This window comes from Noviherbaspirillum phoenicis (assembly GCF_047237965.1).
GTDB lineage: Bacteria > Pseudomonadota > Gammaproteobacteria > Burkholderiales > Burkholderiaceae_D > Noviherbaspirillum_A.
On the sequence record NZ_JBDFLX010000001.1, the window covers coordinates 3124284 to 3145884 of the forward strand.

Genomic DNA, 21601 nt, shown 5'->3' on the forward strand with positions numbered 1-21601 from the left:
ACTCCTAATTTAGATATCTTGCGTGCTTGCCGAGGCGGGCCGGATCAGCTGGTCAGTGCGGTCTGCATCTGCTGCAGCTTGGCGCGCACCGACGTGTCGAGCACTTCATCGCCAACCACGACGCGCACGCCACCGATCAGCGAGTTATCCACGGTTACCGACGGGTTCAGGTTGCGGCCGAAGCGCTTTTGCAGCGTCGCAACCAGGTCGTTTATCTGCGCCGGCGTCAGCTCGAACGCGCTCACGATTTCCGCATCCGCAGCGCCTTCCTGCGCATTTTTCAATGCCTGGAATTGCAGTGCGATTTCCGGCAGCAGCGCCAGGCGACCGTTTTCGACCAGCATGCCGACGAAGTTTTGGAGTTCGGCATTGGCGGGCGAGTTCAGCGCGGCGAGAAAAGTAGAGACGACCTGCTCATCGGAAGCCTTCGGGTTGCGCGCCAGTTCCTGCATGTCAGGATTGGCGGCCACCGACGACATGGCTGAAACGACTTCAGACCAGGCCGCCATGTTTCCGGACTGGGCTACGCGAAACAGCGCCTCGGCGTAGGGGCGGGCAATCGTTGCGAGTTCGGCCATGATTACAGCTCGGTCTTCAGTTGGTTCAACAGATCGGCGTGAGCGGCGGGGTTGATTTCCCGCTTCAGGATCTGCTCGGCGCCCTGAACTGCCAGCGTTGCCACCTGGGCGCGCAGTGCGTCGCGTGCCTGGCTGACTTGCTGTTCTGCATCCGAACGGGCAGAAGCCAGAATACGGGCCGCTTCTTCCGAGGCAGTCCGCTTTGCTTCTTCGATGATCGCCTGGGCACGCTTCTCAGCGTCGCCGATGCGCTTCTGGCCGGCGTCGTGCGCCGAAGCCAGTTCGGCCTGCACGCGCTTTTCAGCGGCAGCCATTTCCAGCTTGCCGCGCTCGGCAGCAGCCAGACCGTCCGCGATCTTCTTGGCGCGCTCGTCGAGCGCGTTCATCAGCGGCGGCCACACGAATTTCATCGTGAAGACAGCCAGGATGAAGAAGACCACGAACTGAGCAAACAGGGTTGCATTCAGGTTCATGGTAGTTTCCTTCTCAGAATGGCGAGTGCTGGAATCCTATTCCAGCATGAGAATCAGGACGGTCGAACCGTATTAGCCACGAACGAACGGGTTTGCGAAGGCGAACAGCATGGCGATACCAACACCGATCAGGAACGCAGCGTCGATCAGACCAGCCAGCAGGAACATCTTGGTTTGCAGGGTATTCATCAGTTCAGGCTGGCGAGCCGAAGCTTCCAGGTACTTGCCGCCCATGATGGCGATACCGATACAAGCGCCGATAGCGCCCAGACCAATGATCAAACCGCAAGCCAGTGCTACGAACGAGATGTCAGTCATGACAATTCCTTTAAGTAAAGTTAAAAATTAAAAACGAAGGTTGAATCAGAAAGTTTTACCGCTTGCCATCCATCCTGGGGATCAATGGCCTTCATGTGCCTGGCCGAGATACACCAGCGTCAGCATCATGAAGATGAACGCCTGCAACAGCACGATCAGAATGTGGAAGATGGCCCACATCGAACCGGCAATTACATGCCCAACGAAACCGAACACGGTTGCAGTCGAACCAAGCAAAGCGATCAGCAGGAACAGCAGCTCGCCGGCGTACATGTTGCCGAACAGTCGCATCGCGAGCGATACGGTTTTTGCGGCGAATTCGATGATATTGAGAAGCAGATTGAACGGTGCCAGCCAGATGCCGAACGGTGCGGCGAACAGTTCATGGACAAAACCGCCAGCGCCCTTGATCTTCACGTTGTAGTACAGCATCAGGACCAGCACGCCCAGGGCGATGCCCATGGTGCCGTTCAGGTCGGCGGTCGGCACGACGCGGTGATGCGGGAACACATGCTCGATGCCCAGTACGCTGAAGAGGCTGGAAAACAGGTCAACCGGCAGGAAATCCAGCGAATTCATCAGCGCAACCCAGACAAACACGGTCAGCGCCAGCGGAGCGATGAAGCTGCGGTCGCCATGCACGATGGATTTGGCCTGGTCGTCGACCATTTCGACGACCATTTCAACGAATGCCTGCAGACGGCCGGGAACGCCGGCGGTGGCGCGGCGTGCCGCCATGTACATCACGAAGCAGCCGACGATGCCCATTGCCACGGACCAGAACAGCGTGTCCATGTTAATAATGGAAAAATCGACGATCTTTTCCTGGTGATGCGTGGAGAAGTGTCCAAGATGGTGGACGATGTATTCGGAAGCGGTGGGAGCAGCATGCCCCGCAGCCGCCCCAGCAGCAGTTTCAGTCGCCATGTCAGTGCCTAAATAATAAGATGATGTAACTTTTCAGTGCCACGATGAAAGCGGCGATCAGCGCCAGCCAGTTCAAATCGCGGTACAGCCAGACCACCGCAGCCAACAATGCGATGGTGAGTGCAATCTTTATAAATTCACCGATGAAAAACGACATCGGATTGACAGTCTGTGATCGGCGCGCATTCGAGTACAAGCGCAGCGCGAGCAAACCGTTCGGCACCACACAACACAAACCACCCAGCAATGCGGAAATCAGTGCGTGGATTCCGCCCAGCATTCCAGCCACGGCGCCAGCCAGGACCGTAGTCAACAGTTGCAGAAGGACCAGGCGAAGCATACTTGTCCAGACTCATGCAACCCGTTGGGCTCTTGCGAGTCGCGGTACGGGCCGTGTGGTTCGTGTGAAATGCAAAGGCTTGCGGATGGAGTGCGATTTCTGAAGCCACGGGATTATAAGATTATTCTTTCCGTGACGTCAAACGTTTACTTGCACTGAAATCGCGCACAACGCGCGTTAAAAGCACGGGATCATCGGTTATGCATCACACATCGTTAAACATGTAAACACTTACCGTAGTTTTACGTGACTGATACACAACAGCATGAAGACGCCTATTTTTGCTGACATGCCAGCCGGCACGATTAACGACGCAGCCGCGCAATCACGCCATCCAGTGCATCGAGGTTGGCGAAGTCGATGACCAGCTGTCCCTTGTTGCGTGCGCTGACCTTGATAGCGACTTGGGTAGCAAGCGCGTCCGACAACTCTTCCTCCAGACGCACGATGTCACGCGGCTTTTCGCGTGGCGCCGGTTTTTGCTGCTGATCCTCGGCCAACGCCAGGGCGACCAGTTTTTCCGCCTCCCGCACCGACAGCCGGCGGGCGATGATCATGTTGGCCAGGTTGATCTGCGTGGCGGCATCGACCGACAGCAAGGCCCGCGCATGTCCCATGTCGATGTCGCCGGCCATCAGCATGGTCTGCACCGGCTGCGCCAGGTTGAGCAGGCGCAGCAGGTTCGAGACGGCGCTGCGGGACCGGCCGACCGCGCCGGCCGCCTGTTCATGGGTAAATCCGAAATCGGAAATCAGCCGCTGTATGCCCTGCGCTTCTTCCAGCGGATTCAAATCCTCGCGCTGGATGTTTTCGATCAGCGCCATGGCCGCCGCGGCATGGTCGTCCACGCTCTTGACCAGCACCGGGACTTCCGCCAGGCCAGCGAGTTGCGCCGCCCGAAAGCGACGTTCGCCGGCGATGATTTCATAGCGGCCGGCGGCCTCGGGTACCGGCCTGACCAGGATGGCCTGCAGCAGTCCCTGTGCGCGGATCGAATCGGCCAGTTCTGCCAACGCACCTTCGTCCATGCGAGTCCGCGGCTGGTATTTTCCCGGCTGCAGCTTGTCGATCGCCAGCGACGATGGCGTGCTGGCTGCCAGGGTTTCCGTCTCGGCGGCATCGGAGGAGCCGCCAAGCAGCGCGTCTAGGCCGCGTCCCAGGCCCTTGGTTTTTTTAGTCGCCATGTCAAATCGTCATTTCATTGATGAGTGCATACGTATCGGCTTACCAGCCCTTGATCCGCTCGACCATTTCGGCGCCGAACGCGACGTAAGCCTGGGCGCCCTTGGAAGAGGGATCGAAACTCACGCCGGGCATGCCGTAGGAAGGCGCTTCGGCCAGGCGCACGTTACGCGGAATGATGGTCTTGAACACCTTGTCGCCAAAGTGCTGTTCAAGCTGGGCGGATACCTGTTGCGAAAGCGTCATTCGTGGATCGAACATCACCCGGAGCAGGCCGATGATGCGCAGATCCGGATTGAGCTTGGCATGGACTTTCTTGATGGTATTGACCAGATCCGACAAGCCTTCCAGCGCATAGTATTCGCACTGCATCGGAATGATGACGCCATGGGCGGCGCACAGGCCGTTCAGGGTCAGCATCGATAGTGCCGGCGGGCAATCAATCAGCATGAAGTCATAGTCGGCATCGACAGCGGCCAGCGCCAGCTTCAGCCGCTTTTCCCGGTTGTCCAGCTCGACCATTTCCACTTCGGCGCCGGCCAGTTCGCGGTTGGCGGGCAGCACGTCGAAGCGGCCGGTTTCCGACTGCTTGCGGCAGGCGGCAACCTCCGCCAGGCCGACAAGCACTTCATAGATGGAACCATCCAGCTCAGCCTTGTTGATGCCGGCGCCCATGGTCGCATTGCCCTGCGGGTCGAGATCGACCAGCAGCACGCGTTGACCGAGCTTGGCCAGTCCGGCTGCCAGATTCACCGCGGTGGTGGTCTTCCCCACTCCGCCCTTTTGATTTGCGACACAAAATATTCTGGCCATGGATTTGTCAGTTGGTTGTGAGTTTGATGCCGAAGCCAATCAGGAACAGGCCAGCCGCCCGATTGGCCAGGCGGGCAATTCCGCGATGCTGTCTAAGGCGCGACGCTGCGGCATTGCCGACAAGGACCAGCAGGCTGCAATAGAACAGCGTGCAGCTTGCAATGATGGCAGCCATGACGGCAAAGGTCAGGCCGCCGCGGTGTGTGGCCGGATCGATGAACAGCGGAAAAAACGCCATATAGAACACAATGGCCTTGGGGTTGATGCTGGTGACCAGGAAGCCACGCCGGAAGTCGGCGGCGCTCGAAAACGGCACCACGCCGCTCGCCGCTTCGCTGGCAAACAGTAGCCGGACGCCCAGCCAGGCCAGGTAAGCCGCACCCAGATATTGCAGTGCCTGGAATGCCAGCGGGTTGGCTTTGAGCAGCGCCGCCACGCCGAGGGCAGCCAGCAGCATCAGCATGGCGTCGGCCAGCATCAGGCCGGCGACCGAGGCGAAGCCACCGCGCACGCCGTTGCGCGCAGTGCATGTGAGCACGCAGAAGGTTCCCGGACCGGGCAGCATCAGAAACACCATGGCGGCAAGGATGAGTTGCCACACATCGGAGATGCCCATGAACGGTAACGGCGCAAGCATGCTGGCCTTACTCCCCTGCCCTGGCGATGAAGACCAGGTGCCGTTCGGCGTCCAGGTCCGGCACATGCAGCGGCTGCTTTTTCTCGACCCGCCATGCAGTCGGCAGCCGGTCGGTTTCTTCGCTGGCGGCCACGCCCTTCATCGCGATGAAGCGGCCGCCGGGCGCCAGCAGATGGCCGGCCCAGTTGACGAAATCGGACAGGTCGGCAAAAGCGCGTGAGGTGATCACGTCATAAGGCTGGGCCACCTGCAACGCCTCTACCCTGCCCGTGTGCACGGTCACGTTGCCCAGGCCAAGTTCGGCCTTCACCTGGGTGAGGAATGCGGTCTTCTTGTGTACCGTGTCTATCATGTCGACCCGCATGGCAGGCGCAGCTTCCTGCGCCCAGATCGCCAGCACCATGCCCGGCAGCCCGCCGCCTGAACCGACGTCGAGCACCCGGGTCGCGCCAGTGAATGCCGGCATCGCGGCAAGGGAATCGAGCAGATGCTGCACCACCATCTGCGCCGGATCGCGTACCGCGGTCAGGTTGTAGACTGCGTTCCATTTCGCCAGCAAGGCAAGATAGTCGAGCAGCTTTTCCACCTGTGCCTGGGCCAGGGTCAGCGACAGCGCCGCGATGCCTTTTTCCAGCTGGGCGGACAGTGCGGGACGGTCGAATGCCGGCACCCTCATGACGCGCTGGTTCCGGCCGCCGCCGCCGAAAACTCCCGGAATCCGCCTTTCTTGAGATGCACCAGAAGCAGCGAAATTGCCGCGGGCGTCACGCCTGCGATGCGGGATGCCTGGCCCAGTGTCTCCGGTCTGTGCTTGTTCAGCTTCTGCCGCACTTCCATCGACAGCGCCTTGACCTGCATGTAGTCCAGTTCCGCCGGCAGCTTCAGGTTTTCGAAGTGTTCGTGGCGCTCCACTTCCTTGGCCTGGCGATCAATATAGCCAGCGTATTTCAACTGGATTTCGATCTGCTCGCGCACGGCGTCAGCCAGGGGCTGTTCCGTAGAGAACTTCCTTCCGTCAACTGACTGCATAGACATCAATGACGCGTAGTTCACATTAGGCCGGCGCAACAGGTCGGCAAGGTTGTACTCGCGCTCCATGGCCTTGCCAAGAACCCGCTCGGCTTCCAGGGCAGCAACCAGCTTGGGGCTGACCCAGGTCGATTTCAGGCGCTCGATTTCACGTGAAACAGCTTCGCGCTTTTCTTCGAATGCCTGCCATTGCGCATCGCCGACGCAGCCCAGCTTGCGGCCGATTTCGGTCAGGCGCATGTCGGCATTGTCCTCGCGCAGGCTGAGACGGAACTCGGCGCGGCTGGTGAACATGCGATACGGCTCCATCACGCCCTGGGTAATCAGGTCGTCAACCAGCACGCCGAGATAGGCTTCATCGCGTCTTGGCGTCCATGCTTCCCTGCCCTGGGTCTGCAGCGCGGCGTTGAGGCCGGCCAGCATGCCCTGCGCGGCAGCCTCTTCGTATCCGGTTGTGCCGTTGATCTGGCCGGCGAAGAACAGGCCCTGGATCACGCGGGTTTCGAGCGACGCTTTCAAGCCCCTGGGGTCGAAGTAGTCGTATTCGATCGCGTAACCCGGCCGCAGGATGTGCGCATTTTCCAGGCCGATCATGGACCGCACCAGTTCAAGCTGCACGTCGAACGGCAGGCTGGTCGAGATGCCGTTGGGGTAAAACTCGTTGGTCGTCAGGCCTTCCGGTTCCAGGAAAATCTGGTGCGATTCCTTGTCTGCGAAGCGATGGATCTTGTCTTCGATCGACGGGCAATAACGCGGACCAACACCTTCGATGACGCCGGTGTACATCGGGCTGCGGTCGAGGCCGCCGCGAATGACGTCATGGGTGCGGGCATTGGTATGAGTCACCCAGCACGGCACTTGGCGCGGATGCATGGCGGCGTTTCCCATGACCGAGAATACCGGCACGGGATCGACTTCGCCCGGCTGTTCCGTCAGACGGGCGAAGTCGATGCTGCGGCCATCGATGCGCGGCGGCGTGCCGGTTTTCAGCCGGCCCTGCGGCAACTTCAATTCCTTCAACCTGGCCGAGAGCGACACGGCAGGCGGATCGCCGGCACGGCCAGCGGAATAGTTATTCAGGCCGACGTGGATTTTCCCGTCGAGGAACGTACCGGCTGTGAGCACCACTGCCCGGCTGCGGAAGCGGATGCCAACCTGGGTCACGGCGCCGACGACGCGGTCGCCTTCCACCATCAGGTCATCCACAGCCTGCTGAAAGAGCCAGAGGTTGGGCTGGTTTTCCAGGCGTGAGCGGATGGCCTGCTTGTACAGGATGCGGTCGGCCTGCGCGCGGGTGGCACGAACGGCCGGGCCTTTCGAGGAATTCAGGATGCGAAACTGGATGCCGGCTTCGTCGGTCGCAATTGCCATTGCACCACCCATGGCGTCGACTTCCTTCACCAGGTGGCCCTTGCCGATACCACCGATCGACGGGTTGCAGGACATCTGGCCCAGGGTTTCAATATTGTGCGTCAGCAGCAAGGTTTTCTGGCCCATGCGTGCCGCGGCCAGTGCGGCTTCGGTTCCAGCATGACCGCCGCCGACAACGATGACATCAAATTCAGTAGGAAATAGCATTGTGCGCCTCGGGGAGACGATGAACAGAGGCGAGATTATAGAGTCTTTTCTTTGGGCGTCGCTTCGATGGCACAGATGTTTGGCCTTTGTTTCACGTGAAACAGACAGATGCGGGCTGCCTTTTGTTTCACGTGAAACCTTTCAACGGATCAGGAAGGCGTCATATCCTGTCTTCAGAATCAGCGCGCTGACGACAAACAGAAAGATTTTTCTGACGAATCCGCTCCCGTGCCGCAATGCCAGCCTGCTCCCGATCAGCGAGCCTGCAACATTCAGTACCGCCATCATGATCCCGACCTTCCACAGCAAGTGACCGCTGTAGCCGAACCAGAGCAGCGCAGCAAGGTTACACGCCACGTTGACAATCTTGGACACCGCGGCCGCGCTCAGGAAGTTGTATCCAAAGACACGCACAAAAAGGAAGACAAGGAAACTGCCCGTGCCAGGACCGAAGAAGCCGTCGTAAAACCCGATGCTTCCTCCAATAAGCACAGCCAGCGATTTTTCCTGCCAGCCTGTATGGATAGGAGCGTGGTGCGTGCCCAGGTCTTTTTTCTTCAGCGTGTAGATTGCCACCGCCACCAGAATAAAGGGCAGCAACTTCCGGATGAAGTCGGGCGGAATTTTCGTGACCGTATAAGCGCCCAGAAAGGACAGCACAAAAGCTGCAGCCGCCGCAGGTGCAGCGGTCGACCACCGGATCGTGATGCGGCGAGCGAAGTTGATCGCCGCAGCGCCCGTACCCCAGATGCCGGCCAGCTTGCTCGTCCCCAGCAGCGTTGCTGGCACCACCGATGGCAGTGTAGAAAACAGGGCAGGTATCTGTATCAGCCCTCCCCCGCCAACCACCGCATCGATCAATCCGGCAAGAAAGGCAGCCGCCGCCAGCACCAGGTAATCCGTCATGTCTTGTTGCTCTTCTTGTTGAAACGCCCGGCTTGCCGGGTAAAAAGACAGGCACCTTAGCAGTTCGCCCGGTGCATGTCATCTTGCTACAATCGCCGGACAAGGAGACGACATGAACACTTACAACACATTTACCTTCAGCACGGTGCCCAACATTGTCTGCGAGACAGGCGCTGCGCAGAAGCTTGGGACACTGCTCAGACAACAATTCCCGGATGTCAAAAAAGCGCTACTCGTGACAGACCGGGGCTTTCTCGGGACAGGCCTGATCGACGCGCCTAGAGCCAGCCTGACGGCGGCCGGCATACAGGTGCAGACGTATTCCGATGTCCTTGCCGATCCGCCGGAACACATCGTGCTGCAGGCCGCAGACAGCGCCAGACAGTACGGCGCAGACATTGTCATCGGCTTTGGCGGCGGCAGTTCGATGGATGTCGCCAAACTGATTTCCATCCTGGCTGGCGGCGACCAGCCGCTGTCCAGCATGTATGGCATAGGCAATGTCCAGGGACAGCGGCTGCCCCTGGTGCAGATCCCCACCACTGCCGGCACCGGTTCCGAGGTGACGCCGATTTCCATCGTAACGACAGGCGAAACAACCAAGATGGGCGTGGTGTCGCCCAAGCTGTATGCCGACCTGGCGATACTGGACGCTTCATTGACAGTCGGCCTGCCGCCCAAGGTCACCGCCGCCACCGGCATCGACGCGATGGTGCATGCGATCGAAGCCTATACCACCCGGCACAAGAAAAATGCGCTGTCCGACATGCTTGCACGGGAGGCACTGAGGTTGCTTTCCAGAAATCTCGTTGTCGCCTGTGAGGATGGCAGCAACCTGGAGGCGCGGCAGGCCATGCTGCTCGGCGCCATGCTGGCCGGCCAGGCATTCTCCAACGCGCCCGTGGCCGCGGTGCATGCGCTTGCCTATCCAATCGGCGGCATATTCCATGTACCGCATGGCTTGTCCAATGCGCTCGTGTTGCCCCATGTGCTGCGCTTCAATGCCGGCCATGCCGCAGCCAGCTATGCCGAACTGGCCGATATCGTCGCGCCCGGCGCCCAGGGCAGCGACGAGGCGCGCAGCCAGTCGCTGATCAATGCGGTGGAAGAGCTCGCCAAGCGGGTCGGCATTGAAACCACGCTGCGAGAAGTCGGCATTACCGAAGCCGACCTCGACCGCCTGGCCGACGACGCAATGCTGCAGACCCGGCTGCTCGTCAACAATCCGCGCGAACTGCAACGCGCCGACGCGCGGGCGATCTACGCTGCAGCCCTCTAGACTACAGCCCGCGAGACAGGGCGGACAACGCAGCCCTGTCTCTCCCACCCCTCCCCTTTCACCACCGAAGAGACAGACGGCACCAGCACTGGATTGCCGTAGCGGATGACGCCACCAGTATCCGCACTTACCTCCTGAACGACGAATCCGGACCGAGCGAGCGTCCGGACATGACGCATACCTGGAGTCTGCATAAGCATCGGCCAGTGGCGCAATAACGCTTCGCCTGAAAGAACCAACCCCAGATGCTGCGCGCGGGACGCGGGACGGCAAGGGAACCGGCTTGCCTTGCTCTGCCCCGCGCTGCAAGGAACCTGTGATCCCGATTCGTCCCACACGCTCTTCCATGCACCCTGAAACGCGGCCCAGCATTCGCCACGACTGCCCGGAGCCATGGACGGGCACTGCGGCAGCGCTTGCCGTCGCAGCCATTCGAACGCCGCAGGCACGTCATGGCAGCTTTTTGGACCGCCCCCATGGTCCACGACAGTCCCGCAGGCTGCGCTTCATTTTTATAGGTCTCCTACATGCAATCCAACAATCCAGCTCATGGCGCCAGCGGTTCAGGCCATTCCCTCTCCCTGTTCATTTCGGATGGCGTACCCGTCGGCGATGACAGCCGCAATGAGCAGGCCGCGTCCGGCCAGGATGGCGCAACGCGCCAGCCCCGCCTGCATGCCGGCGGCCGTTCAGGCACGTCGCTGATCTCCGACGACGCCCGACTGCCGGATGACGATGTCCTGGCAATCAGCGCGCTCAATGACCAGCTTCGGTCCTTGCGCTCCACCAATCCACTCCATCTGGGACAGGCGCTGCAGTTTTTTGACGCCGTCAAGGCGTCGGAACAGACACTCAAGGCCTTATTACGCGACGATCCGCATAACGCGGCGCTTTGCAGGATGGCCGACGGCCTGTATCTGGTCCTTCCCCGTCTGCGCCTGCTGCTTTGCGCTGATGGCAGCGCCAGCCTTGGCATCGACAACCTCCACACCCTGTGCCTGGGCCTGTCCACCTGCGTCGCGCCAGCACTGGGCGCGATGTTCGACAAGAAGCGCCAGCAAGAGCTGAAGCCGCACCTGCAGGCAATCACAGATGCGCTCATGGAACGTGCATGCAAAGCCGGCATGCCGAGAGCGACCGCCTCCATCGGCGTTGTGCTCGGTATCCTGAACTGGGCCAGCCGCGCCCTCAAGGCTGATTGCATCAATGTGAGCCAGCCTGTCAGGACAGTGTTCGATCATGCACTGACCGTGTTCGAGCAATCGCTGCCCGGCAAGCTGAGCACCTGTGAACTGACCGCGCATCAACTCGGCAAATGCGCCGTGCAGATCAACACCATCTTCAAATTCAATTTGATAAGGCTTGATGACAGCGAGGAAGGCCTGGCCGGGCGCCGCCGTCTGGCCACTTGCGGCGAGTGGCTGTGCTCCACCGACATGGCGGCCCGGCTGGGGGACGGAAGGATGGACGTCGTGGCCTGTACGAATGTATGCAATCTGGTCAAGGACATGATGGAGCATGGCCTGCTGTCGGCGGCTACGGACGACCGGCTCTCGCAAGGGCTGGTGGGTCTGGTGCAATTAATCCTCCGGATTCCTGCAAATCAGATGTTTGCAGACGACTGCCGCACATTATCCAATTGCGCCAATTTCCTGCGGGTGCTCGGCGGCCACGGCGCGGGCCTAGCGAAGCAGGCGCTGGCGACTAACTGGGTCGCTGCCAGCCACGCGCTGCTTGGCATGATGAATGAAGATACATTCATGGCCTGCCTGCCGAGCAGCCAGGCTGTGGCGAACCTGATCAGTTTTGTGAAGCGCTGCGACCGACACCTGCGGCAACGCCTTCCCGCTGGCCGCAACACAACGGCCACGACGCCGGCCGGACTAATCACCACGACCATGTCGCCGCTCACCACAACGGCATGGCCGGCTGCCACTGCCGCTGTTTCAACCACTGCCGGCACCGGCGCCGACTTCACGCAAGATCTGCTGCGCAGCGCTGCCAGCCATTTGATCGAGCATGCGCTGCTCTGCGGGCCTGACGCATTTACCGCCCCCGAAACGCTCAGTGGTCTCTTGTCGGGCCTGGACTACATCGTGCGACGCAATCTGGTGCCAGCCACGCCGGACATGAAGATTTTCACGGCGGTCCTGATGGAGAACATGGCCTGGTGCTCCTCCACGTGGAAGGAGAAGTCGCGCACGGTGGCATTGCCGGCGCTACGCGGCTTGCTGACCGAAAAGCTGGTGACCCTGGCGCAAGCGCAGCCTGGCCTGACTGCGCTGCTGGGTCCGTGCAACAACGCCAGCGGCTACAGCATGGGAGACCTGGCAGCCGCAATCCGGGACAAAGGCGTGATCGAAGAAGAGGTTCCTGCATTGCCCCCGGCCGAAGCCGTACCGCTGGTGCTGACGTCGCCATTGCGCAAGACGCTTAGGCCGGCACTGCCGCCAGGCTATACACGGGTCATCCCGCAGTCCACCACAAGCGGCGGCCACGGCGACAGGGGCAAGAATGCCGCGTCCAGTTCCCAGGCAGCCACGTCCGCCCGGACTACCACGCAGGGCGCCAAGGATGAGCCGGAAAGCCGGCCGTGGCACGTTCCGCGCAAGGTAGCCAGGGCACACCCCGAGGCCGGCGTCTCCAGCGCCATGGCGGCGCTTCTGCCACGAACGCAGCAGCCGGCGCCACCGGCGGCCGCCATGCCGCCAGAGCAGAAGGCAAAGCCAAAACCAAAACCCAAGCAGGCGGCACAGCAAAAGCGTACCCAAAAGCAGAACCAGCAGGCGAGCCGCGCCGCGAACGCCAGCGCCAAACCGGAAGACGAATGGTTCGCATTGCTCGGCTCTAAGGACCCGAACGCACTGAAACGCCTCAGGGAACTGGCCAGCCAGTCGGGCCTGCTCAACCGGAAGATAGGAAAGGGGCAGGAAAGCCAAAGTGCGCTGGCATGCGCGCTCGCTTCCGGCCACCTGGCAGCCGTGAAGTGGCTGCTGGCTCCTGAGACCGGATACCGTTTCGATGAACCGGTTGGCCCATTCCTGGGCGCGGTGGAACAGCGCATTGCGCTGCTGGACAACGAGGTAATCGCATCGCTCGATTACTTTCTCGCCATGCAGGCTGACACAGCCCGGACGGCGCTCCAACGCCACTTCGCCGCGCATCAGCCGGCCAGCGTGGGCATGCAAAACCTGCTGCAGTGCCACAACTTGGTCGGCGCGGGCGTGGCGGCGACAATCCCGACGTTCCGAACGCCCACGACGGACATCAGCACGACAACCACGACGACCACAGCCGTGAATCCCAAGACCTTTGACCAGGAGGACGCTCGGGCGCTGTTTACCCTGGGCGATCGCTATTGGAATGGCACAGGCGTAAAGGAAGACAAGGCCCAGGCTGTCGCCTGGTATGGCGCGGCGGCGAACCAGGGGCTCGCCGAGGCGCAACTCAAGCTGGGCAATTGCTATTGGAACGGCACAGGCGTGAGCGTGGACAAGGCCCAGGCCTTCGCGTGGTACAGCGCGGCTGCGCATCAGGGGCTGGCTGAGGCGCAGAGCAGCGTGGGCTATTGCTATCAGAAGGGCATCGGCGTGAAGCAGCACAAGGCCCAGGCCGCCGGGTGGTATCGCACGGCTGCAAGGAATGGGGACGCCCACGCGCAATACAACCTGGGCATGTGCTACAAGTTTGGCATAGGCGTGAACGTGGACATGGCCACTGCCCTCGAGTGGTTTAGCAAGGCCGCGGATCAGGATATCGCCGAAGCGCAATTCGCCTTGGGTAATTGCTATGAGAACGGAACAGGCGTGAAGGAAGACATGGCCGCGGCCTTCGCGTGGTTTGACAAGGCCGCGCACCAAGGGCTCGCTGATGGCTATTTAAACCTGGGCATGTGCTATGAGAAAGGCACCGGCGTGACACGTAACTACGGGAAGGCCGCAGAGTGCTATGAAAAGGCTGCGAAACTGGGGCTCGCCCGAGCGCAGGTCAACCTGGCCAATTGCTATCTGGATGGCACAGGAATATCCAGGGACTACGCCAAGGCCGCCAAGTGGCTTGAAAAAGCGGCGAACCAGGGCTTCGCCGATGCGCAAGTGAATCTGGGTAATTGCTATTGGTATGGCAGAGGCGTATCCAGGGACTACGCCAAGGCGGCCGAATGGTACGAGAAGGCGGCGAACCAGGGGCTCGCTAATGCGCAACTCAATCTGGGTAATTTCTACCGGTATGGCATGGGTATCACCAATGACTACGCCAAGGCCTTCGCCTGGTATGAGAAGGCGGCGAACCAGGGCTTCGCTGAGGCGCAAGCCAACCTGGGAAATTGCTATTGGCATGGCGTGGGTGTGATCAAAGACTATGTCAAGGCCATCGAATGGTACGAGAAGGCGGCCAACCAGGGCCTCGCCGAAGCGCAATTAACCATGGTCAACTTCTATTGGAATGGCACGGTTGTAGAGGAAGACCAGGCCCAAGCCTTGACCTGGCTTCGCAAGGCTGCGAACCAGGGCTTCGCCAAGGCGCAATTCGACCTGGGCACATTTCTATTGACGGGCAAAAGCGTTGAAATGGACCAGGATCAGGCTCTCGAGTGGTACCGGAAGGCTGCAAACCAGGGGCTCGTCGAGGCGCAATTTTCCCTGGGCCGTTGCTACTGGGACGGGATAGGCGTGAGCAAGGACATAAACCAGGCCATCCAGTGGTTTCGCAAAGCTGCGGACCAGGGATGCGCCAAGTCGAAAAAATTTTTGAATTGAAGTTCTTCGCTACCAATCCAAGGTATTGAAAGATGAAAGAATTTTAGTAAGGGAACAGGGACTTCTGGAATAGAGAGTCCCACAAGCGCCGCCCTCCCCTGCCCGAATACACCGTCCATGCCCGCCCATAAAAAAACCCCGCTGTTCATCACAGCGGGGTTGTTCATGGCATCACTACCGTCAGTGCCGAGAAGCCGGCCTGATGCGCGCCGCGATCTCACCCACGATGCCGCGCCGGAATGCCAGCACGCAGATGATGAAGATCAGGCCGGTGACGATGGTGACCGAATCGCCCAGCGTGTTGAACCACTCGATGCTGGTGATGCGCGCCAGCCCGTTGCCGAGGTCGCCCAGCTTGTTTTCCAGCGCGATGATCACGATGGCGCCGACCACCGGGCCGACGATGGTGCCCAGGCCGCCCACCAGCGTCATCAGCACCACCAGGCCCGACATGGTCCAGTGGGCATCGGTCAGCGTCTCGAAGCCCAGCACGATCGTCTTGGTGGCACCGGCAAGACCCGACAGCGCGGCCGAGAGCACGAAGGCCAGCAGCTTGTACCTGTCGACGTCATAGCCCAGCGAAATCGCGCGCGGCTCGTTTTCCTTCACCGCCTTCAGCACTTGTCCGAACGGCGAGTGAATGATGCGAACGATCAGTGCAAAGGCCGCAATCACGATGGCCAGCACCACGAAATACATGGTGGTGTCATTCGACAGGTCCAGCATGCCCAGCAGGCGTCCGCGCGGCACACCCTGCAGGCCATCCTCGCCGCCGGTGAACGGCGCCTGCAGGAACACGAAGAACAGCATCTGGGCCAGTGCCAGCGTGATCATCGTGAAATAGATGCCCTGCCGGCGTATCGCCAGGCCGCCCATCACCAGCCCCACCAGCGCTGCGAAGGCCATGCCGGCCAGAATGCCGATTTCGGTCGGCAGGCCCATGCCCTTCAATGCATAGCCGGTGATGTAGCCGGCGCCGCCGAAGAAGGCCGCATGGCCAAAGGAGAGCAGGCCGGTGTAGCCGATCAGCAGGTTGAAGGCGCAGGCAAACAGCGCAAAGCACAGCACCTTCATCAGGAACACCGGGTACAGGAAGAACGGCGCGGCCAGCGCCAGCAGCAGCGCGATGCCGTACAGCAGTTTCTTATTCATTGCCATCTCCGATTACTTTTCTTTGCCGAACAGGCCGGCGGGACGGACCATCAGCACGATCGCCATGATGATGAACACCACGGTGGCCGACAGCTCCGGATAGAACACCCGCGTCAGGCCTTCGATGATGCCCAGGCCCAGGCCGGTCAGGATCGAGCCCATGATGGAGCCCATGCCGCCGATCACGACCACCGCGAACACGGTGATGATCAGGTTGGAGCCCATCAGCGGCGACACCTGGATCACCGGCGCGGCCAGCACGCCGGCGAAGGCGGCCAGCGCCACGCCGAAGCCGTAGGTCAGCGTGACCATCAGCGGCACGTTGATGCCGAAGGCTTCCACCATTTTCGGGTTCTCGGTGCCGGCGCGCAGGTAGGCGCCAAGCTTGGTCTTCTCGATCACGAACCAGGTCACGAAGCAGACGATCAGCGACGCCACCACCACCCAGGCGCGGTAGTTGGGCAGCACCATGAAGCCCAGGTTGGTCGCGCCGCCCAGGGCGCTGGGCACCGAGTAAGGCTGGCCGGAAACGCCATAGATCGAGCGGAACACGCCTTCCACCAGCAGCGTGATGCCGAAGGTCAGCAGCAGGCCATACAGGTGGTCCAGCTTGTAGAGCCAGCGCAGCATGGTCTTTTCAATGATGATGCCGAACAGGCCCACGATCAGCGGCGCGGCGACCAGCATCACCCAGTAATTGATGCCGAAATAACTCAGGCCCATCCAGGCGATGAATGCGCCCATCATGTACAGGGCGCCATGGGCGAAGTTGATCACGTTGAGCAGGCCGAAGATCACGGCAAGCCCAAGCGACAACATCGCGTAGAACGAGCCATTGACCAGGCCCAGCAGCAGCTGGCTCAACATCGCCTGCAGGGGTATGCCGAAAATTTCCATCGCGCTTATCTCAAATCATCCGGCCGGAGCCGGACGGGCACAGAAAAAAACGGCGCGCGAACCAGCCGCGCGCCGCACACAGGCTGCTGATTATTTCCAGGCAGCGCACTTGGTTTCGGCTTTGGTCGTGAAAGCCTGGTCACCCGGAATCGTCGCCACGATCTTGAAGTAATCCCATGGCGTCTTGGACTCGTTGGGCGCCTTCACCTGCATCAGGTACATGTCATGGATCATGCTGCCGTCGGCGCGGATGGTGCCGTTCTTGGCGTACATGTCATTGATCTTGGTGGACTTGAACTTGTCCCAGGCCTTTTCGGTGTCATCGGTGCCAGCCGCCTTGACTGCATTCAGGTACTGCAGCGCCGCCGAGTAGTCCGCCGCCTGCAGGCTGGACGGCATCTTCTTCATCTTGCTGAAGTAGCGCTTGGCGAAGGCACGGGTGTCGTCGTTCTGGTCCCAGTACCAGCTGTCGGTCAGGTACATGCCCTGGGTCAGCGCCGGGGTCAGCGAATGGATGTCGTTGATGAACATCAGCAGGCCAGCCAGCTTCATGGTCTTGGTCACGCCGAATTCATTGGCCGCCTTGATCGCATTGATGGTGTCGCCGCCGGCGTTGGCCAGGCCCAGGATCTGCGCCTTGGAAGCCTGCGCCTGCAGCAGGAAGGACGAGAAGTCCGATGCCGACAGCGGATGCTTGACCGAGCCCAGCACCTGGCCGCCCGACGCCTTGACCACGGCGGAAGTGTCGTTTTCCAGCGATGCGCCGAAGGCATAGTCAGCGGTCAGGAAGTACCAGGACTTGCCGCCCTGCTTCACCACTGCGCCGCCGGTGCCCTTGGCCAGCGCCACGGTGTCATAGGCATAGTGCACGGTATAGGGCGAGCATTCCTCGTTGGTCAGGCGCGCGGTGCCGGCGCCGATCGAGATGAAGGGCTTCTTCTTTTCGGCCGCGACCTTGGCCATGGCCAGGCCGGTGGCCGAGTTGGTGCCGCCGATCAGCATGTCCACGCCTTCACGGTCGAACCATTCGCGCGCCTTGCTGGCGGCGATGTCGGCCTTGTTCTGGTGGTCGGCGGTGACGAGCTCGATCTTCTTGCCGTTGACCGTGCCGCCGAAGTCGGCGATCGCCATCTTGATGGCTTCCGCGCCGCCCTGGCCGTCGATGTCCGAGTACAGGCCCGAGATGTCGGTGATGAAGCCGATCTTGACCACGTCGCCGGAAATTTGCGCATTCGCGCTTGCGCCGAAACCCATGGCGGCAATCGATGCCACTGCCATCGCAATTACTTTAGCCTTCAACTTCATTGTCTTCTCCTTGGTGAATGGGGTGATGCCTTTATGCTGTCCCGGGCCCGGATCAGACCCCGAGCAGTTCGTTTAACACCGGCATCTTGGCGCTTAGTTCGGATGCAGCGAAGGTCTCCACGATCTGACCGTGCTCCACCACATAAAACCGGTCCGCGAGCGGCGCCGCGAAACGGAAATTCTGTTCCACCATCACGATGGTGTAGCCCTTGGCCTTGAGGGTGGTGATCATGCGCGCCAGCGCCTGCACGATGACTGGCGCCAGGCCTTCGGAAATCTCGTCGAGCAGCAGGAGGCGCGCGCCGGTGCGCAGGATGCGCGCCACCGCCAGCATCTGCTGCTCGCCGCCGGACAGGCGGGTGCCCTGGCTGTTGCGGCGCTCCGCCAGGTTGGGAAACATGTCGTAGATCTCTTCGATCGACATGCCGCGGTCAGTCTTGGACACCGACGGCGGCAGCATCAGGTTTTCCTCGGCCGACAGCGATGAGAAGATGCCGCGCTCTTCCGGGCAATAGCCCACGCCCAGGTGCGCCACCCGGTAAGTCGGCAGCTGTATCGCTTCGACGCCGTTGATCCTGATGGAGCCGCGGCGCGCGCCGGTCAGGCCCATGATGGCGCGCAGCGTGGTGGTGCGCCCGGCGCCGTTGCGGCCGAGGAGCGTGACGACCTCGCCCTTGTCCACTGAAAAACTGAGGTCGTGCAGAATGTGCGATTCGCCATACCACGCGTGCAGGTTGGCGACTTCAAGCGCTTTTTCCATGTGTGCTTTCCAGACCGGCGGCAGCAGAGCGTGCAGCCGCCGTGTTGATCAATGTGCGCCTTCGAGCGCGCCGCTGGTGGTGCCCATATAGGCTTCCATCACCTGAGGATTCGACGACACTTCCTGGTAGTTGCCCTCGGCCAGCATGGCGCCGCGCTGCAATACCGAAATGCGGTCGCAGATGCCCGACACCACGCTCATGTTGTGCTCCACCATCAGGATGGTGCGGCCGGCCGATACCTTCTTGATCAGCTCGGTGACGCGGTGAACGTCTTCATGGCCCATGCCCTGGGTGGGCTCGTCGAGCAGCATGAGTTCGGGCTCCATGCCCAGGGTGGTGGCGATCTCCAGCGCGCGCTTGCGGCCGTACGGCAGGTCCACCGTGACGGTGTCGGCGAACTCGGTCAGGTCGACTTCGGCCAGCAAAGCCATCGCACGGTCATTCAGGCGCGACAGCGTGCGTTCGCTGGTCCAGAAATGGAAGGAGTTGCCCAGCGCGCGCTGCAGGCCGATGCGCACGTTTTCCATCACCGTGAGATGCGGAAAGACAGCCGAGATCTGGAACGAGCGGATGATGCCCTGGCGCGCGATCTGCGCCGGCGCTGCCGAGGTGATGTCGCGGTTATTGAAAAGGATCTGGCCTGCCGTTGGCACCAGGAACTTGGTCAGCAGGTTGAAGCAGGTGGTCTTGCCGGCGCCGTTAGGGCCGATCAGAGCGTGGATATGGCCCCGCTGGACCTGAAGATTCACGTCGTCCACCGCGGTGAATCCCTTGAACTCCTTGGTCAGGTGCCTGGTCTCCAGAATGACATCGGCCATGGGGTCTCCTGTGTGGCTCTTGCTTATTCGTCTAGAATTTTTCGCATCCTACACAGCGCCTGATCTTCTTAGCAATACGGTATAACTACCGTGCGTCAAGCTTTGTTACTGTATTTTGCGCTAGCGCATCATACATGCGCCTGCTGCGCTTGTTCAACAAATAAGGAGCATGCTGTCTAGGCAGCTTTGCAAGGTCATTTCAGTGCAGCTTTGCGAGGTCATTCAGCGGTAGCCTGCCCGTATCAGCGCAGCCGCCTTTTCGGCAATCATGATGGTGGGCGAATTCGGATTGCCGGAGGTGATGACCGGCATGATGGACGCATCCACCACACGCAGCCCGGCCACGCCGCGCACCCGCAGTTGGCTGTCGAGCACGGCGCCGGCATCGTCGTCGCGACCCATCCTGCAGGTGCCCACCGGATGGAAGATGGTGGTGCTGATGTCGCCTGCCGCACGGGCCAGTTCCTCGTCGGTGGTCAGGTGCGCGCCGGGCTTGAACTCCTCGGGCGCATACTTCTTCATCGCCGGCGCATGGACGATGGTGCGGGTCAGCTTCAGCGATTCAGCAGCAATCTTGCGGTCTTCCGGCGTGCTCAGATAATTGGCAGTGATCTTCGGCGCCGCCGATGCATCGCCGGATGCAATGCGCACATGGCCGCGCGCCGTCGGCCGCAGATTGCAGACGCTGGCGGTAAAGGCCGGGAATGGATGCAGCGGCTCGCCGAAGCGTTCCAGCGACAGCGGCTGCACATGGTATTGCAGGTTGGGCGTGGCCTGATTGGCGTCGGAGCGGGTGAAGGCGCCGAGCTGCGATGGCGCCATCGACATCGGGCCGCTCTGGTTCAACATGTACTCCATGCCGATCTTCATCTTGCCGAACCAGTTGCTGGCCATGGTATTCAAGGTCTTGGCGCCGCGCACCTTGAAGGCCATGCGGATCTGCAGGTGGTCCTGCAGGTTATCGCCCACGCCGGGCGCATCGAGCTCGACCTTGATGCCGTGCTGCTGCAGCAGCGCGCCCGGTCCGATGCCCGACAGCTGCAGGATCTGCGGCGAGCCGATGGCGCCGGCAGACAGCAGGGTTTCGCGTGTGGCGTCCGCAGTCCATGCACGGCCGCCGCCGGTGAATTCCACGCCGGTGCAGACCTTGCCACGTTCAGTCGACGCAATCTTGAGCCGCTGCACATGGCAGCCGGTCATGATGGTGAGGTTGCTGCGCTTACTGGCCGGCTTCAGGAAGGCCTTGGCGGTGTTCCAGCGTATGCCGCGGTGCTGGTTGACATCGAAGTAGCCGCAGCCATTGTTGTCGCCGCGGTTGAAGTCGGCGGTCTTTGGAATACCCACCTGCTCCGCCGCGTCGCGGAAGGCTTCCAGGATTTCCCATTTAAGGCGCTGCCTTTCCACCCGCCACTCGCCGCCGCTGCCATGGAATTCATCGGCGCCGTTGTAGTAGTCCTCGGTCTTCTTGAACAGCGGCAGCACCGCGTCCCAGCGCCAGCTGTCGTCGCCGGTCAGCGCGGCCCACTGGTCGTAGTCATGCGACTGGCCGCGCATGTAGATCATGCCATTGATGGACGAGGAGCCGCCCAGCACCTTGCCGCGCGGGTAGACCAGGCTGCGTCCGTTGAGGCCAGCATCGACCTCGGTGCGGTACAGCCAGTCGGTGCGCGGATTGTCGATGCAATACAGGTAGCCGACAGGGATATGGATCCACAGATAGTCATCCTTGCGGCCCGCTTCCAGCAGCAGCACGGACACATTGGGGTCCTGCGTCAGGCGGTTGGCCAGTACGCAGCCGGCCGAGCCGGCGCCGATGATGATGTAATCAAATTTGCCTGCCGATTCCACTGT

At 61.1% G+C, this 21601-nt stretch carries 19 protein-coding genes; 2 read left to right on the top strand and 17 right to left on the bottom strand.

Annotated elements, in window-relative coordinates; translation table 11 throughout:
• Positions 1-44: 44 nt before the first annotated feature.
• From ABC383_RS14050 to ABC383_RS14100, 11 genes are all read right to left on the bottom strand, one after another.
• On the bottom strand, positions 45-578 hold the full coding sequence (locus tag ABC383_RS14050) for a F0F1 ATP synthase subunit delta (protein WP_413014777.1): 534 nt from the start codon (positions 576-578) through the stop codon (positions 45-47).
• A gap of 2 nt (positions 579-580) precedes the next feature.
• A complete protein-coding gene (locus ABC383_RS14055) occupies positions 581-1051 on the bottom strand; it encodes a F0F1 ATP synthase subunit B (RefSeq protein WP_194714458.1) in 471 nt (156 codons plus the stop codon).
• Positions 1052-1123: 72 nt separating this feature from the next.
• Complete coding sequence (gene atpE, locus ABC383_RS14060) at positions 1124-1369, bottom strand: F0F1 ATP synthase subunit C (protein ID WP_194714457.1); 246 nt, start codon at positions 1367-1369, stop codon at positions 1124-1126.
• Between the two features lie 81 nt (positions 1370-1450).
• Entirely contained in the window at positions 1451-2296 is an 846-nt protein-coding gene (gene atpB / locus ABC383_RS14065; RefSeq protein WP_413014778.1) for a F0F1 ATP synthase subunit A, read from the bottom strand.
• A gap of 1 nt (position 2297) precedes the next feature.
• Entirely contained in the window at positions 2298-2636 is a 339-nt protein-coding gene (locus ABC383_RS14070) for an ATP synthase subunit I (protein ID WP_217346249.1), read from the bottom strand.
• A gap of 305 nt (positions 2637-2941) precedes the next feature.
• Complete coding sequence (locus tag ABC383_RS14075) at positions 2942-3820, bottom strand: ParB/RepB/Spo0J family partition protein (RefSeq protein ID WP_413014779.1); 879 nt, start codon at positions 3818-3820, stop codon at positions 2942-2944.
• A 40-nt stretch (positions 3821-3860) separates the two neighbouring features.
• Entirely contained in the window at positions 3861-4631 is a 771-nt protein-coding gene (locus tag ABC383_RS14080) for a ParA family protein (RefSeq protein WP_413014780.1), read from the bottom strand.
• A 7-nt stretch (positions 4632-4638) separates the two neighbouring features.
• On the bottom strand, positions 4639-5268 hold the full coding sequence (leuE, locus tag ABC383_RS14085) for a leucine efflux protein LeuE (RefSeq protein ID WP_413014781.1): 630 nt from the start codon (positions 5266-5268) through the stop codon (positions 4639-4641).
• Between the two features lie 7 nt (positions 5269-5275).
• Positions 5276-5938, bottom strand: a complete 663-nt coding sequence (gene rsmG, locus ABC383_RS14090; protein WP_413016366.1) for a 16S rRNA (guanine(527)-N(7))-methyltransferase RsmG — start codon at positions 5936-5938, stop codon at positions 5276-5278.
• A gap of 2 nt (positions 5939-5940) precedes the next feature.
• Positions 5941-7875: a tRNA uridine-5-carboxymethylaminomethyl(34) synthesis enzyme MnmG gene (gene mnmG / locus ABC383_RS14095; protein ID WP_413014782.1), complete on the bottom strand. Its 1935-nt coding sequence runs from the start codon at positions 7873-7875 to the stop codon at positions 5941-5943.
• A gap of 141 nt (positions 7876-8016) precedes the next feature.
• Positions 8017-8781 (bottom strand): TSUP family transporter, encoded by a 765-nt coding sequence (locus ABC383_RS14100; protein WP_413014783.1) that lies wholly within the window; start codon positions 8779-8781, stop codon positions 8017-8019.
• A 112-nt stretch (positions 8782-8893) separates the two neighbouring features.
• Here ABC383_RS14100 and ABC383_RS14105 point away from each other — a divergent pair, with 112 nt between their 5' ends.
• Together ABC383_RS14105 and ABC383_RS14110 are read left to right on the top strand one after the other, a co-directional pair.
• The gene (locus ABC383_RS14105; RefSeq protein WP_413014784.1) at positions 8894-10060 is read left to right on the top strand and encodes an iron-containing alcohol dehydrogenase; all 1167 of its coding nucleotides are present in this window, start codon (positions 8894-8896) and stop codon (positions 10058-10060) included.
• Positions 10061-10587: 527 nt separating this feature from the next.
• On the top strand, positions 10588-14817 hold the full coding sequence (locus tag ABC383_RS14110; RefSeq protein WP_413014785.1) for an SEL1-like repeat protein: 4230 nt from the start codon (positions 10588-10590) through the stop codon (positions 14815-14817).
• 180 nt (positions 14818-14997) lie between these two features.
• On the opposite strand, the gene ABC383_RS14115 is transcribed toward ABC383_RS14110, so the two are convergent.
• From ABC383_RS14115 to ABC383_RS14140, 6 genes are all read right to left on the bottom strand, one after another.
• Complete coding sequence (locus tag ABC383_RS14115; RefSeq protein WP_413014786.1) at positions 14998-15969, bottom strand: branched-chain amino acid ABC transporter permease; 972 nt, start codon at positions 15967-15969, stop codon at positions 14998-15000.
• Between the two features lie 12 nt (positions 15970-15981).
• Positions 15982-16866, bottom strand: coding sequence for a branched-chain amino acid ABC transporter permease (locus ABC383_RS14120; RefSeq protein ID WP_194714446.1), 885 nt, complete (start codon positions 16864-16866; stop codon positions 15982-15984).
• A gap of 90 nt (positions 16867-16956) precedes the next feature.
• Positions 16957-18165, bottom strand: a complete 1209-nt coding sequence (locus tag ABC383_RS14125; RefSeq protein ID WP_413016368.1) for an ABC transporter substrate-binding protein — start codon at positions 18163-18165, stop codon at positions 16957-16959.
• Between the two features lie 58 nt (positions 18166-18223).
• Positions 18224-18931 carry an ABC transporter ATP-binding protein gene (locus tag ABC383_RS14130; protein WP_413014787.1) on the bottom strand — a complete coding sequence of 236 codons (708 nt, stop codon included), beginning with the start codon at positions 18929-18931 and terminating at the stop codon, positions 18224-18226.
• A 48-nt stretch (positions 18932-18979) separates the two neighbouring features.
• The gene (locus tag ABC383_RS14135) at positions 18980-19750 is read right to left on the bottom strand and encodes an ABC transporter ATP-binding protein (RefSeq protein ID WP_413014788.1); all 771 of its coding nucleotides are present in this window, start codon (positions 19748-19750) and stop codon (positions 18980-18982) included.
• 222 nt (positions 19751-19972) lie between these two features.
• Positions 19973-21598, bottom strand: coding sequence for a GMC family oxidoreductase (locus ABC383_RS14140; protein ID WP_413014789.1), 1626 nt, complete (start codon positions 21596-21598; stop codon positions 19973-19975).
• Positions 21599-21601 lie beyond the last annotated feature (3 nt).

Bases quoted from the DNA above. Each gene is read 5' to 3' on its own strand.
- ABC383_RS14105 (WP_413014784.1), top strand. From the start codon at position 8,894: ATGAACACTTACAACACATTTACCTTCAGCACGGTGCCCAACATTGTC.
- ABC383_RS14120 (WP_194714446.1), bottom strand. From the start codon at position 16,866: ATGGAAATTTTCGGCATACCCCTGCAGGCGATGTTGAGCCAGCTGCTG.
- atpE (WP_194714457.1), bottom strand. From the start codon at position 1,369: ATGACTGACATCTCGTTCGTAGCACTGGCTTGCGGTTTGATCATTGGT.
- ABC383_RS14135 (WP_413014788.1), bottom strand. From the start codon at position 19,750: ATGGCCGATGTCATTCTGGAGACCAGGCACCTGACCAAGGAGTTCAAG.
- ABC383_RS14055 (WP_194714458.1), bottom strand. From the start codon at position 1,051: ATGAACCTGAATGCAACCCTGTTTGCTCAGTTCGTGGTCTTCTTCATC.
- ABC383_RS14050 (WP_413014777.1), bottom strand. From the start codon at position 578: ATGGCCGAACTCGCAACGATTGCCCGCCCCTACGCCGAGGCGCTGTTT.
- ABC383_RS14115 (WP_413014786.1), bottom strand. From the start codon at position 15,969: ATGAATAAGAAACTGCTGTACGGCATCGCGCTGCTGCTGGCGCTGGCC.
- ABC383_RS14075 (WP_413014779.1), bottom strand. From the start codon at position 3,820: ATGGCGACTAAAAAAACCAAGGGCCTGGGACGCGGCCTAGACGCGCTG.
- ABC383_RS14080 (WP_413014780.1), bottom strand. From the start codon at position 4,631: ATGGCCAGAATATTTTGTGTCGCAAATCAAAAGGGCGGAGTGGGGAAG.
- ABC383_RS14130 (WP_413014787.1), bottom strand. From the start codon at position 18,931: ATGGAAAAAGCGCTTGAAGTCGCCAACCTGCACGCGTGGTATGGCGAA.
- mnmG (WP_413014782.1), bottom strand. From the start codon at position 7,875: ATGCTATTTCCTACTGAATTTGATGTCATCGTTGTCGGCGGCGGTCAT.
- atpB (WP_413014778.1), bottom strand. From the start codon at position 2,296: ATGGCGACTGAAACTGCTGCTGGGGCGGCTGCGGGGCATGCTGCTCCC.
- ABC383_RS14110 (WP_413014785.1), top strand. From the start codon at position 10,588: ATGCAATCCAACAATCCAGCTCATGGCGCCAGCGGTTCAGGCCATTCC.
- ABC383_RS14070 (WP_217346249.1), bottom strand. From the start codon at position 2,636: ATGCTTCGCCTGGTCCTTCTGCAACTGTTGACTACGGTCCTGGCTGGC.
- ABC383_RS14100 (WP_413014783.1), bottom strand. From the start codon at position 8,781: ATGACGGATTACCTGGTGCTGGCGGCGGCTGCCTTTCTTGCCGGATTG.
- leuE (WP_413014781.1), bottom strand. From the start codon at position 5,268: ATGCTTGCGCCGTTACCGTTCATGGGCATCTCCGATGTGTGGCAACTC.